Annotated in this window: 10 protein-coding genes and 1 pseudogene; 8 read left to right on the top strand and 3 right to left on the bottom strand. The window is 58.8% G+C overall.

The features are described 5' to 3' along the window. The first annotated feature begins 7 nt into the window (after positions 1–7). The 3 genes and pseudogenes from AB8Z38_RS29220 to AB8Z38_RS29230 all read left to right on the top strand — a co-directional run. Positions 8–3223, top strand: a complete 3216-nt coding sequence (locus tag AB8Z38_RS29220; RefSeq protein WP_369721123.1) for a type I restriction endonuclease subunit R — start codon at positions 8–10, stop codon at positions 3221–3223. After that, on the top strand, positions 3223–3939 hold the full coding sequence (locus AB8Z38_RS29225) for a M48 family metallopeptidase (RefSeq protein WP_369721124.1): 717 nt from the start codon (positions 3223–3225) through the stop codon (positions 3937–3939). Before AB8Z38_RS29220 ends, AB8Z38_RS29225 begins: the two co-directional genes overlap by 1 nt. A gap of 108 nt (positions 3940–4047) precedes the next feature. Beyond that, a pseudogene (locus tag AB8Z38_RS29230) lies at positions 4048–4263 on the top strand (NYN domain-containing protein); the annotation flags it as partial. A gap of 247 nt (positions 4264–4510) precedes the next feature. Here AB8Z38_RS29230 and AB8Z38_RS29235 read toward each other — a convergent pair. Further along, a complete protein-coding gene (locus AB8Z38_RS29235) occupies positions 4511–4672 on the bottom strand; it encodes a hypothetical protein (RefSeq protein ID WP_369721125.1) in 162 nt (53 codons plus the stop codon). A 556-nt stretch (positions 4673–5228) separates the two neighbouring features. Between AB8Z38_RS29235 and AB8Z38_RS29240 the strand changes: the two genes are divergently transcribed. Further along, positions 5229–5477, top strand: a complete 249-nt coding sequence (locus AB8Z38_RS29240) for a hypothetical protein (protein ID WP_369721126.1) — start codon at positions 5229–5231, stop codon at positions 5475–5477. 195 nt (positions 5478–5672) lie between these two features. Here AB8Z38_RS29240 and AB8Z38_RS29245 read toward each other — a convergent pair whose 3' ends face one another. After that, positions 5673–6002 carry a hypothetical protein gene (locus AB8Z38_RS29245; protein WP_369721127.1) on the bottom strand — a complete coding sequence of 110 codons (330 nt, stop codon included), beginning with the start codon at positions 6000–6002 and terminating at the stop codon, positions 5673–5675. Between the two features lie 587 nt (positions 6003–6589). Between AB8Z38_RS29245 and AB8Z38_RS29250 the strand changes: the two genes are divergently transcribed. The 3 genes from AB8Z38_RS29250 (at position 6590) to AB8Z38_RS29260 (ending at position 9415) form a co-directional block, all read left to right on the top strand. Continuing rightward, positions 6590–6751 (top strand): hypothetical protein, encoded by a 162-nt coding sequence (locus tag AB8Z38_RS29250; protein WP_369721128.1) that lies wholly within the window; start codon positions 6590–6592, stop codon positions 6749–6751. Between the two features lie 578 nt (positions 6752–7329). After that, complete coding sequence (locus AB8Z38_RS29255) at positions 7330–8289, top strand: ABC transporter substrate-binding protein (RefSeq protein ID WP_369721130.1); 960 nt, start codon at positions 7330–7332, stop codon at positions 8287–8289. Positions 8290–8437: 148 nt separating this feature from the next. Then, on the top strand, positions 8438–9415 hold the full coding sequence (locus AB8Z38_RS29260) for an ABC transporter substrate-binding protein (RefSeq protein WP_369721131.1): 978 nt from the start codon (positions 8438–8440) through the stop codon (positions 9413–9415). 119 nt (positions 9416–9534) lie between these two features. Here the strand turns inward: AB8Z38_RS29260 and AB8Z38_RS29265 are convergent, their stop codons facing one another. Beyond that, positions 9535–10179: a hypothetical protein gene (locus AB8Z38_RS29265; RefSeq protein ID WP_369721132.1), complete on the bottom strand. Its 645-nt coding sequence runs from the start codon at positions 10177–10179 to the stop codon at positions 9535–9537. A 296-nt stretch (positions 10180–10475) separates the two neighbouring features. Between AB8Z38_RS29265 and AB8Z38_RS29270 the strand changes: the two genes are divergently transcribed. Beyond that, complete coding sequence (locus tag AB8Z38_RS29270; protein WP_369721133.1) at positions 10476–12233, top strand: adenylate/guanylate cyclase domain-containing protein; 1758 nt, start codon at positions 10476–10478, stop codon at positions 12231–12233. The last annotated feature ends 286 nt before the right edge of the window (positions 12234–12519 follow it).

Below are 12519 nucleotides of genomic sequence, written 5' to 3' on the forward strand. Positions count from 1 at the left end.
GCAGCCCGTGTCTGAGCAATCCCGCTCCGAACGCCGCACCCAGAACCGCGTCGTCGCTTTGTTCACTGACCCAGCGCGGTCGGATTGCCTCGGCTACCGCTATCTCGGCGAGTGGAACAGACGAGCGAACAACCGCCCCATCGAGTCCGCGCTGCTGCGGGACAATCTGAAGGCGCGCGGCTATAGCGAGGCGCATATTGACGCTGCCTTGCAAAGGCTGGAGACGGCCGCCGACGCCACCGGCATCAGCCTGTATCAGGCCAATCTGCGCACCTATCAATTGCTGCGTTATGGCGTGCCGGTGCAGATCGCCGTCGGGCAGGCCCATGAGACGGTGCATCTGGCGGATTGGGACCACCCAGAGGTCAACGACTTTGCGCTTGCCGAAGAGGTGACCCTGCGTGGCGGGCATGAGCGGCGGCCCGATATCGTGCTCTATCTCAACGGTATCGCCATCGCCCTCATCGAACTCAAACGCAGCTCGGTGGAGGTGGCAGACGGCGTGCGCCAACTCGTCACCAACCAGGAGGAGATTTTCAACAAGGGCTTCTTCAGTGCGGTGCAGCTGGTCTTTGCGGGAAGCGACTCCCAAGGCCTGCGCTATGGGACCACCGACACGCCGGAGCAGTTCTTCGTCCAATGGAAGGCGCAAGACGGCGGCGCGAGCCTTGAGCCTGCTATCGGCATCGGCGAGGCGCCGCAGACAGGTTTCGTGTACAATGCGGAGCGACTTTTGCAGGCGGTGTCGGGCGCGCAAGGGCATCGGCCGCTATCCGGGTCACTCGCAGGTCAAGTGCCGCAACCGGGTGCGTTGCTCGACCGGCCTCTTGCGGAGATGTGCGAGAAGACCCGGCTGCTCGACCTGATCCGCAACTTCATCATCTTTGACGCCGGCCGCAAGAAGGTGCCGCGCCCGCATCAGTTTGTCGGCGTGAAAGCGGCGCAGGAGCGGGTCGCTAAACACGAAGGGGGCGTCATCTGGCACACCCAGGGCAGTGGCAAGAGCATTTTGATGGTGCTGATTGCCAAATGGCTGCTGGAGCACGATCCCGAGGCTCGCATTCTGATCATTACCGATCGCGATGAGCTGGACAAGCAGATCGAGGGCGTGATGCGTAACGCCAATGTCATCGGCGCGGACTCACCATCGCCCCGCATCACGTCGCGAAGGGAATTTGCGGAAAAGCTTGCGGCGCCGACGCCCCGGTTGCTGTGCGCGCTGCTGCATAAATTCCAGCCGGACCTCAATGCGTCCCCGCCGCCGACCCACGGGCGATTTTACGTCTTCGTTGATGAGTGTCACCGTACCCAAGGCGGCGACATGAACAAGCAGATGAAGCGTTGGCTGGAAAATGCTGTTTTCATCGGCTTCACCGGAACGCCGCTGCTGCGCAAGGACAAGCAGACCACGCGCGACGTCTTCGGCACCTACATTCATACCTATAAATTCCAGGAGGCCGTCGCCGACAAGGTGGTGCTCGACCTCAAATATGAAGCCCGCGATGTGCCGCAGCGGCTCACCTCTCGAAAGGCAATCGACGATTGGTTCGAGCAAAAAACGAGAGCCCTGAATAATTTCCAGCGAGCTGTCCTGCGGAAACGCTGGGCGACCATGGAAGAGCTGATGAGCGCGGGCGAACGCAAGCAGCGCATCATCGCGAGCATTATCCACGATTTTGGCGTAAAGCCACGGCTCGACAACGACCGCGGCACCGCAATCCTGGTGGCGGCTTCGATCTATGACGCCTGCCATTACTACCGGCTGTTCCAGAATACATCGTTCGGCCAATATTGCGGCATCATCACGTCTTTTGAGCCGAACCACAACGCGATTTCCCGCGAGCCCAGGGATAGCGATGAGCGGTACAAGTTTGACACCTATACCAGGCACGTCCTCAATGGGGGCCAGGCTACCAGAGCATATGAGGACGAGACCAAGCGGCGCTTCATCGAGGAGCCCGCCAACTGCAAGCTGCTGATCGTGGTCAGCAAGCTTCTGACGGGATTCGATGCGCCGAGCTGCACCTACATCTACCTCGATAATGAGCTGCACGACCACAATCTGTTCCAGGCGATCTGCCGCACTAACCGGCTCGACGGCGACGACAAGGACTACGGCTACATCGTTGACTTCAAGGAGCTGTTCCAGGACGTTCAGAACTCCATCGCCGTCTATAGCTCGGATGAGCTCGACATCGACGCCGACGGCAAAGACGGCAATGTGATCGTCAAGGATTGGCTGGTAGAGGGCCGGGCGCAGCTCGATGCAGCGCGCGAAGCGCTGCGCTATCTGTGCGAACCGGTCGCGCGACCGCGCGAGGTCGAACAATATCTGCATTATTTCTGCGGTGACGCCAGCAATGCGAATGCGCTCGCCGAGACCGAGCCGCTTCGCATTTCCTTCTACAAGGCTGCCGCAGCCTTTCTTCGCGCCTATTCGGAGATCGCTCAAAATCTCGCGGAAGCCGGCTATTCGACCGCGGAGATCACCGCGCTGGAGCAGGAGACGGAGTTTTACAATGACATTCGTGCGGCCATAAAAAGACACTCCGGCGAGGAACTGGACATCAAGCCTTTCGAGGCGGACATGCGCCACCTCATCAATACCTACATTCAGGCTGATCCGTCGGCTGACCTAGGCAATCTGAACTCGCTGTCGCTCACCGAGTTGATCATCGAGACCGGCATTCATGATGCCATCGCGCGCAAGTTGAACGAGAAAGGTAAGCTGTCCAAGAACGCCATTGCGGAGGGCATCATCAACAATGTCCGTAAGACGATCATCCGCGATCAGCTCACCGATCCCAAATTTTACGCGGAGATGTCGAAACTGCTCTATGATCTCATCAGCCAGAGCCGGACCGATGCAGCGGCCTATGAAGCGTTCTTAAAAAAAGCCGAAGAGCTGGTGCGCCGTCTAGCGAGGAAGGGGCCGTCCGGGAGCGTTCCGGCTATCCTTCATGGCAAGCCCGAGGCGATAGTGCTCTTCAACAATCTGGCCAGCCTTTCGGCGACGACGTTCCAATGCCCGTCCGACGATGACGGCAGGGCGAAGCTGGCGCTGGAGATCGACCTCGCCATGCGCGAGCGTGCGCCGGCGGGGTGGAAAGGCGATGACATCAGGGAGAAGCAGGTGCTGAACGCGCTTTACCCGATCATGACGCGCGATCGCCTGGCGACGCAGAACATTTTCGAGATCATCAAGAACCAACCTGGCTACTGATGACGGAAACGATCGAACTCGGCGATATCTCCATCGCGGTGACACGGAAGGGCATCAAGAATGTCCATCTGTCGGTGCATCCGCCCCATGGCCGCGTGACGCTGGTCGCCCCGACAGCCACACGCCTGGAGGTGGCGCGCGCCTACGCGATCTCCAAGCTCGGCTGGATTCGCGAGCAGCGGCAGAAATTGACGAACCAGGCGCGAGAGACGCCGCGAAAGTATGTCAACCGGGAGAGCCACTTCCTATGGGGGCGGCGCCATCTCCTGACGATCGTGCAAGGGGACTGCAAACCGTTCGTCGCGCTCGACCACAGGCGGATGACCCTGACGGTGCGCCCCGGGAGCGACGCTGCCAAACGCGCCGAGGTCATTCACGAGTGGCACAAGGCAATGCTCCATGAGGAAGTGCCGCCGCTCATCGAGAAATGGGAGCGAAAGCTCAAAGTGGATGTTCGATGCTACTTCCTTCAGCGGATGAAGACCAAGTGGGGCAGCTGCAATCACCGCGCAGGTCACATTCGGCTTAACACCGAGCTGATTAAGAAGCCAAAAGATCTTCTGGAATATGTGATCGTCCATGAACTGGTTCATCTTATCGAGCCCGCTCACAGCGATCGTTTCATAGCTATCCTTGAGAAACACTATCCGACTTGGCGCGAAGCCCGAGCTGAACTCAACGAGCTGCCGCTAACCGCAGAGGTCTGGAATGAATGAGGTGTACAGCATTGCGCGATAGCCGACGGACAATTGGCAATATTCGATTGCGAATGCCCGGGCACCGGCGCCGCCTTGTACTTCGTTTCTTTTCCTAACAACGTCGGCCGCGGCGTGCGGGTCACGGTGATCTCCACGATCGCCAGCCAGCCGCCGATGATCGCCGACGAGTTGCGCCGCCAGGCCGACGTCTTCACCGATCTGGTCGAGCTGCAGTCCAAGCTTGGCCGCGATCCGTCCGAGCGCCCCGCCCCGCGCGACCGTGAAGCGCGTGGACACACACCGAAATTACTGCAAGAGCCAAAGGGAAACGACCCTCTCTAGTGACTAACCGGATCGTGGCCTTAAACGAGTGAGGTCGCGAGATGACAGGACCGACGTTGCAGACGCGCGCTGGCACGCCGCACCGCAGCTGACCTGGCCGCCGGCGACGGACCTAGGGAAGAACGTCGCGGCGCATTCCTCCAGGAGTGAAAGTGGTCAGATGCGGCAGTCGAGCCCGCTCCCTCCAACCCAAATGAAAGGCCAGATGGCAGCTGCGGTCGAGCAAGCCTCGATACCGAAGAGGATGCTATCCCCTACCGCGCCCGATACGCTCCTCTATCTCACTGGCCAGCTGGCGGTACTCCTCGGCTAGGCGCAACCACCGCTCCCGCTGGTCTTGGTCAGTGGCCGCCTGCGCCTTCTCGCGGCACTCGGCCGCCTGTCGGCGAATATGCTTGAGATCGCTCATGGCGATCTCATAGCGTGCGGGATGGGTAAGCGGACCCTGGGAAATTTCCCAGGGTGGGCGCCTAAGCAGCCTGGCGCACACGCGGCCCGGCCGCCGACCACGCCCGGGTCAGGACCCGGGATGATTAGCGAGCGCTTCGCTTCAGCAGGTCCGGCTGCCGGAGATGAGAATGATGGGAATCCACTTCGGGTGGTCCATCGTGGCTTCCCGCGGGCCTGCCTCGTTCCTACGGGTTATTGCCGGCGAGCCCTCCGCGAAACACGAGGGGACCAAACTGATCCGCATTCTTGACCCGGGACAGTCGGCGGGAGGCGGTCACCGTGGTCTTGGTTGATGCTCGCGTCCATCCGGGGCCCCAAATCGACGGTCCCGCTATAAGCTGCATTCCATTCCCCGTACATCTGGATGCGTCGCTCGCTTGCAGGCGCGATGAGGAACGGCGGCTTACTGCAGCGGCCTAAGCCGACGGCAGGATCTGTGCATACGTCCCGAATTTGGATGACACCCCGAGGCGAGCTACGTCATCAAGCATGGGCTTGAGGTTTTGATTCCCGCAATGAAACTCGTCACCGAACGTCCTTTTTCCGATCCGGAAGCCGCCGCCCGCCAGCTCGTTCAGCTGGCTTCGGGCATCGAGGCGGTCCAGGACGGCAGAATCCACATCGAAAAGATCAACTATCCCTTCCTCTACACGCTCGAGGCAAGCGGCGCAGAGTTCAGCGCGGGCATCAGGTGCGCCGTCGAGAAGGGCTGGTTCGAGCTGCATGAGAGCGGCACATACGTTCGTCGAGCGAGAATCTATTGACGCGCTAAGGAACCCGCCGCGCACATTCTGCTTGAATCCGCGCTGGCCTCGCCGACCGAGCTGGCGGAGCGGCCCCGGCCTACCCAAAGCCCCCTGAAGCCGGGGCCGTCTCTCAGCCACAACTTTCGCCCCAGGTGCAAGCTGGGTCAAACGGAGCTGAGAGCCATTGACCCAGGCGTAGCACCGCGACCAAAATCAAAAAAGGATACTGGCCATTGTCGTTTGATTTTCTGAGGTATTTCCATGGTGAAAACTAGTTGTTTGATTGTACGAGCCTACGGCAGAAAACTGGACCAGCTTCGTGGTGAAGCCTCCCGCATTGCAAAGGGGAGCAAGATTGATTGGTGGATTGAGCGAGCTGACAAGGGCACGCGCTTTTGCTTTGAGGATGCCGAAGCGAAAAAGAGCTTTGCCGCGATCTGCGAAAGTTTCGCCGTCCCGTGCCTCGACGCCTAGGAAATAATGGCCGCGCGAACGTAGCTGAACTACCGTGCCAACATTCTTGAGCGCGTCGTCACGAACCATTCCCAGGCGCGTGCGAACCAATGGAGGCTGAGCAGCTTGGGCTTTACGATCAGGAATAGCCGGTGAACGAAAGCCAAACTCAACGCATAGGCCAGCATGATCATCATCGTACCGGTCACCCAGTGCCCCTCTCCGACGAGAGCCACGGCCAGCAGTTTGGCAGGCTCCACCGTGCACACAGGCAGGGCTAAGACGGCGAGCGACTGGTAAGGTCCGAGCCTCTCGATCCTTCGCCTGATCCGGCTGCCCCTCACGCTCGTGACTCCGTCTCCCGGGGACAAAACCGCAATCCCGATGGAGGAACTCGCCTCAATCAACAAAGGTCCCGCCGATAACGGGTTTCTATGCGCTGGCGTTCACCAGCGAGCGGCCGGTTGCGGCAGTCCTGTGATGCTGGAAGTTCAAGGCCGAGACTAATCCCGATATCGGCAGAACTCGTCGCCGTTTTCATACTCGATGCGGGTCTTAACGCGAGGATAAGGCCGCATTTCTGCATGATACCGTCCTTCACCGCGGCCCGGCGAACCGTATCCAGAACCGCGGTCCATATCATCATCGTCGCGACGCCAGCTTCGGCCCGAGGTTCGATGGTCCTCATCTTGATCCATCATACGGCCCATCTGCCGATGCATCTGACGCATCCGATCCATATCCATGCGATCATCGCCGCGACCTTGCCGGGTGGTCCAATCACGATTGATGCGGGTGTCCTCAGCGCTCTGACGGTCGCGATCGCGTGCCTGTTCTGATTGTTGCGGTGTACGGTCTGGCTGAACAGGGGTCTTTTGCGCTTGGACTTGGTCCGGCTGTTGCGGCGCTACCTCAGGCCGAGCTTGGGGAGAAGCTTGGTTAGCATCAGGCACTGTTTGCTGAGCAGAGGCAGTAACGGGCATAAAACTAGAGACTACAAGCAGGATGGCAGCCATATCTGATCGACGCATGATCTCACCTCGCGAGTTTGCTGTCTAACCTCGTGAGGCGGTTTTCGTTCTTATGAAGCCGCGGCGTTCTGAAACGTCAGGGATGATGACGCTCACGTCACGGGTCCTCCTCAGCATTCGGGCCAGGCGCACCGTCCGGTGTCGCTGGTAAACCGATCCGAAAGTGTACTTGCTTCGACTGCCGCCTTCGCCCATCTCGGCCCTCCCGACGGGCGCGCTGATGTCCGCTTCCAGGCTCAACCGCAAGTAAGCAGCCGGAATTACGAAAGGGCGCTTGTGACCCAATTGCGGACCAAGCCCCCTTGCGGAATCCGACACAGTCAGCTCAAAATTGGTTTTCCCTCGTGCTGCGTGAATTCCGACCAATCGAATTTTGGAGCCCTTCAATGTTGCGGCGCAATTTCATCAGGGCCATCGGGTACACCACGGTCGCGTGGCCGTGGATCGTAATGGCGCAACCAGCGACGAAGGTCTGGCGCATTGGCTATTTGGCTTCCGGCCCGTTAGACGGAGGGCTGGTTACCTTCAAGCAACAAATGGCTGATCAGGGCTATGTTGAAGGCAAGAGCTTCGTAATTGACGCCCGAGAGGCTCTAGGTCGGTTCGATCTTTTGCCGGGTTTCGCGAAGGAGATAGTAAGCGGCAGTCCGGATGTAATAGTCGCAGAAGCCACGCCCGCTATTGCAGCGGTACAGCATGAGACTTCGTCAATTCCCATTGTTATGTCGCCTTCAACTGATCCCATTGGCTCGGGTTTCGTTAAGAGTTTTGCCCATCCGGGAGGAAACATAACGGGCGTCGCCAACATGTTCGGCGATCTGACTGCGAAATCGTTGGAGATACTTCACCTCGTCGTCCCGAATGCAAAAACAGTCGCCGTGTTGATGTCCTCAAACCCGACCCACGCGGCGTTATTTGAAGTGGCGCGCAAGGGAGCCGAGAGAATTGGCCTTACCGCACTGCCATACGTCGCGCCAACTCCGGCAGATTTAGAACGAGTGTTCCTTGAGATAAAGAAGTCAAATTGCGAGGCTCTCTACGTCTTGGCGGACCCATACAGGCCGATAATTGCTGAATTGGCTGCATCCGCACAGCTTCCTTCGATCTACCAATATAGCCTGTTCGTTGATCTTGGAGGGCTTATGAGTTACGGCCCGGACGTCTTTAACCTTTTCAGGCGGGCTGCCGTGTATGTCGATAAGATTGTCAAGGGAGCAAAGCCCGCCGATCTCCCAGTTGAGCAGCCCACTAAGTTCGATTTCGTTCTGAACATGAAAAGTGCGAAGGCGCTTGGACTGTCGATACCTGAATCAGTGGTTGTATTGGCCGACAAGGTCATCGAATAAGGAAAATGACTTCCGCAAGTGGCCCGTTGCTGACCTTCGCCCGCAGAGCCGCAATGTCTGGAGCTACACTAGACAGGAACATCTGTACAAATTGCCAAAATTGCAGAGAATGGCGACCTCCGCTTGAACCGCAAACCCATGCAATTCAATGTTACGACGCAACTTCATTTCGCTTGCCGCTAGTGCCACGATAGGGTGGCCGATATTTGCGAACGCGCAACAGCAGGCCAAGAAGGTGTGGCGTATCGCCTACCTTTATCCGGGTTCGCTCGCCAACCCGCCTGACAAGGCAGTGTTCGATGTGTTCCGCGCGGAGATGCGGACACTGGGCTACGTAGAAGGTAAGGACCTTACAATCGACGATAGAAGCGCCGAGGGTAAGCTGGACAGGCTACCAGCTTTGGCGAGCGAACTCGTTGCGCTTCGACCAGACGTCTTTGTTGCCATCCTGACCCCCGCCATTGTCGCTGCGCAGAAGGCAACATCGCTTATCCCCATCATAATGGCACCGAGCATCAACCCGATCGGCCTCGGCTTCGTCAAAAGCCTTGCGAAGCCCGGCGGCAATATCACGGGCATATCGAGCATGACCGATGATTTGATGGGAAAGACCGCCGAACTCTTCCGCGCGATTGTGCCGACCGCAAGCCGGATTGGCGTGCTCATGTCGAACAACCCATCGCATGCTTGGCAATTTGAACTGGCCGAACGCGCCTTGAGCAACCAGGCCCTGACAGCCGTTCGAACGATGGCGCCAGCGCCAGAGGATCTAGAGCCAGCGTTTGAGACCATGAAGAAGCAGGGCTGCGCCGCATTTCTCGTGCTCGGCGATGCTACTCGGCCCTCAATTGTGACTTTTGCGGCCCAATTCCGGCTACCGGCGATGTACCATTCCGCTGTCTATGGCCCCCTGGGCGGTCTGATGAGTTACACGGCCAAGCTCGACGCTATGTATCGCACCGCCGCGCAATATTGCGACAAGATCATGAGAGGTGCCGATCCGGCCGACCTTCCGGTTGAGCAACCGGTTATGTTTGAGCTGGTGCTCAACTTAAAAACGGCCGGGGCTTTGGGCTTGAGCCTTCCGGACAGTGTTTTGGTTCGCGCCGACAGAGTGATCGAATGAGGCGCACCCAAATCGGTGCTTTTCCCAAAATTCTTTGAGTCGGTTTCGGCGGTACATCCGTAGCTGACCTCATCTCCAGCCGCCGGTCTCGGCGCATGGGTAATCCACGTCGATACGGGCTATTCGAGCCCGAAAGAAAAGCTGTCAGCCAATGCCGCAGGGGGAACGGGCGGGCAATGCCCTTCTGACCTTATTGCATCGTCAAGTGAACGTTCGAAGATATTGGGGCCCCAAACGATGAAGCGGATGCCACCCGGACGCTTGGGGTACAACGGGCCGAGCTGTCGGTCGTAGCGCGGACCAGCGAGGCTCCCAATGATCCATGCGTTGCGCGGCCAAGGCATGAACATCCAGAGCCTGTTGACGTCCAGCGCATAATTAAACGAGACGGTCAAACTCGTGCTCGCGGCCTTGACGTAAGGATCGGATTTTCCACGATCAACATCGGTGCCGCCCGTATTTCGGTATTCCGCGCCAATGGCCCGAAGTGTGGCATGCATGATCGCAAGCCGCGAATAGATGTTTGCTTCGCCAGTGCTCAAGTCATCGAACAAACGATCAAGCCTTAGGGCAAGAGCCTTGTCGTCCAGCATCGGAAACGGCAGCAGGGATTTGGCCCGTCCCAGATACGCGCGATAGTCGGCGTTCGACACCGGGCCAAACGTGCAATTATCTTGCTCGGCATGCCGGTCTAACAGCGGCGCATAATTGGCAATAATGGCCGAGATGACCACGATTAGGGCGATTGTCTGCTTACGCTTCATCCCACGCCTTTCTCTCACGGAACTGAATACTAGCGCTTTACACGTAAAGATTGCATGTTTCCTAGCAGTCCAGATCCACGCTTGCGGGTGATCGAAGGGCCGCCCTTCTGCTGTCGGCCCATCGCTTCCGTTGGCGCGGTGCAACTTTCTGTCGCTTGATGGGAGTAAAGCGGAAGTTTGCCGCTCAGCGCCAGAGCGACGCTTTTGACCCGAACCGGTCGTTGGCGCCGCGATAGACACCTCGGCCGCTGAGCCATAAAGTCGTATCGGTCGGTGCTTTCCCGAGGGCGATCTGAATGGCCGAAGAGCGCCTCCAAAGGAGGCTCGCAGCAATCCTCTCAGCCGATGTGGTCGGCTACTCGCGCCTCATGGGCATTGATGAGGCGGGTACTCTCTCGCGTCTGAATGCCTTGAGGCGTGAACTGATCGACCCGGCGATCGCTGCCCATTCAGGCCGGATCGTCAAGCTCATGGGCGACGGCGCGCTGGTGGAATTCGCGAGCGCCGTGGATGCCGTCACCTGCGCCATCGAAATCCAAAGGCAGCTTCGGGAGCACGACGCCCGTGGCACCAAAGCCGCGCCGATCCAATTCCGCATCGGCATCAACGTCGGCGACATCATCATCGAAGGCGACGATATCCTTGGCGACAGCGTCAACATAGCGGCGCGGATCGAAGGCGTCGCCGAGCCTGGGGGAATCTCGCTGTCGGAGGATGCTTGGCGGCAGGTGCAGGGCAAAGTGGCGGCCCACTTTGTGGATGGCGGCGAGCACAATCTGAAAAACATTGCACGGCCCGTTCGCGTCTATCGCGCGAAACTTGATGAAGACCGCGCTGCTGAGCCCGCCGCCGCACCGTTGCCATCAACCGACCCGCCGTCGATCGCCGTCTTACCATTCCAAAATATGAGTGGAGACCTCGAGCAGGATCATTTCTGCGACGGCTTGGTCGAGGACATCATTACGACTTTGTCGAAGCTTCCGGGATTAAGGGTGATCGCGCGCAATTCCAGCTTCGTCTACAAGGGGCGTTCAGTCGATGTGCGCGAGGCGGCGAAGCAACTTGGCGTGCGATATATCCTAGAGGGCAGCGTTCGCAAGAGCGGCAATCGCGTCCGGATCACTGCGCAGCTAATAGATGCAAAAGACGGGACGCATCTCTGGGCGGAACGGTACGACCGCGCTATCGACGATATTTTTGCCATCCAGGACGAAATCACACTTGTCCTGGCAACCGAGATGCAAGTCAAACTCACGGAGGGCGAACAGGCGCGGCTGCATTACACAACGACCAAAAACGTCGAGGCTTGGACATATTGGGTGCAGGGGTTGTCTCACTACCGCGGGCCAGCGACCAAAGAGAATATGGGCCCTGCGCGGCTTTATTGGGAAAAGGCGCTTGCGCTTGACCCGACCTCGGCCGCGCTCAACGCAATGCTGGGCTTCATGCACTGCTTGGACGCCCGCTTCAGCTGGTGGGATGACCGCGAAACAGCCCTCGGCAAGGCGCGCACCTATACAGACAAGGCGCTCGAACTTGAGCCTAGCAATGCCGACGCTTACAGGACATCAAGCGTCCTGTTACTCGCGCAGGGGCGCTATGAAGAAGCCGTGGTCAGTGCCAAGAGATCAGTACAATTGGCGCCTGGCTCTGCGGACGTGGGGGAACTTGCCAGTTTCGTTCTCGCATCATCAGGATATCCGGAAGAGGCGCTAATACTGATCGAAAGGGCGATGGCCCTTAATCCAAACCATCCAGCCTTTTATTTCGGCATTCTCGGGAACGCTTATCGCCTGTCGGGTCGAATTGAGGAAGCGATTGCCGCTTTTAATGCCTATGACGCCCGACACCCCGGTTTTGGCCTTGCCGATCTCGTAATCGTCTATCAGGAGAACGGTCAAGCGGACGAAGCGAAGCAGATGGCCCAGCGTTTGTTGGCCGTCCGTCGGAACTTTACGATCACTTCATGGCTGAAAACCCAGTTTCGGCGCGATACGGCTCGGCTCGATGCTGATACTGCTGCCCTCCGCGTCGCTGGACTTCCCATGGGCTGAGCACGCTCTCACTTCCGAAATTGGCCCCAAGGCGAAGATCGCCATCGTGTCCGGCACGTCGGCAGTTGAGGCCAGACCGGAGATCGGGAAGACCCGAGCAAATCGACGCGAATGACCGTGCGCCCCGAGGGCGCGAACTACAGTGAGGGAGGGTCTCACCCGGATAATTGTCGATTGGTCCGGAAGCTGGCAGGCGGCTCGGTCAGGTAACTGATCGGGTCGGAGCCCTGCGACAAAGGCGGCCTTGGGCTGCTGAGCGATCCGATGGGCCGTAACAAAGTGAAGC

This window comes from Bradyrhizobium sp. LLZ17 (genome assembly GCF_041200145.1).
GTDB lineage: Bacteria > Pseudomonadota > Alphaproteobacteria > Rhizobiales > Xanthobacteraceae > Bradyrhizobium.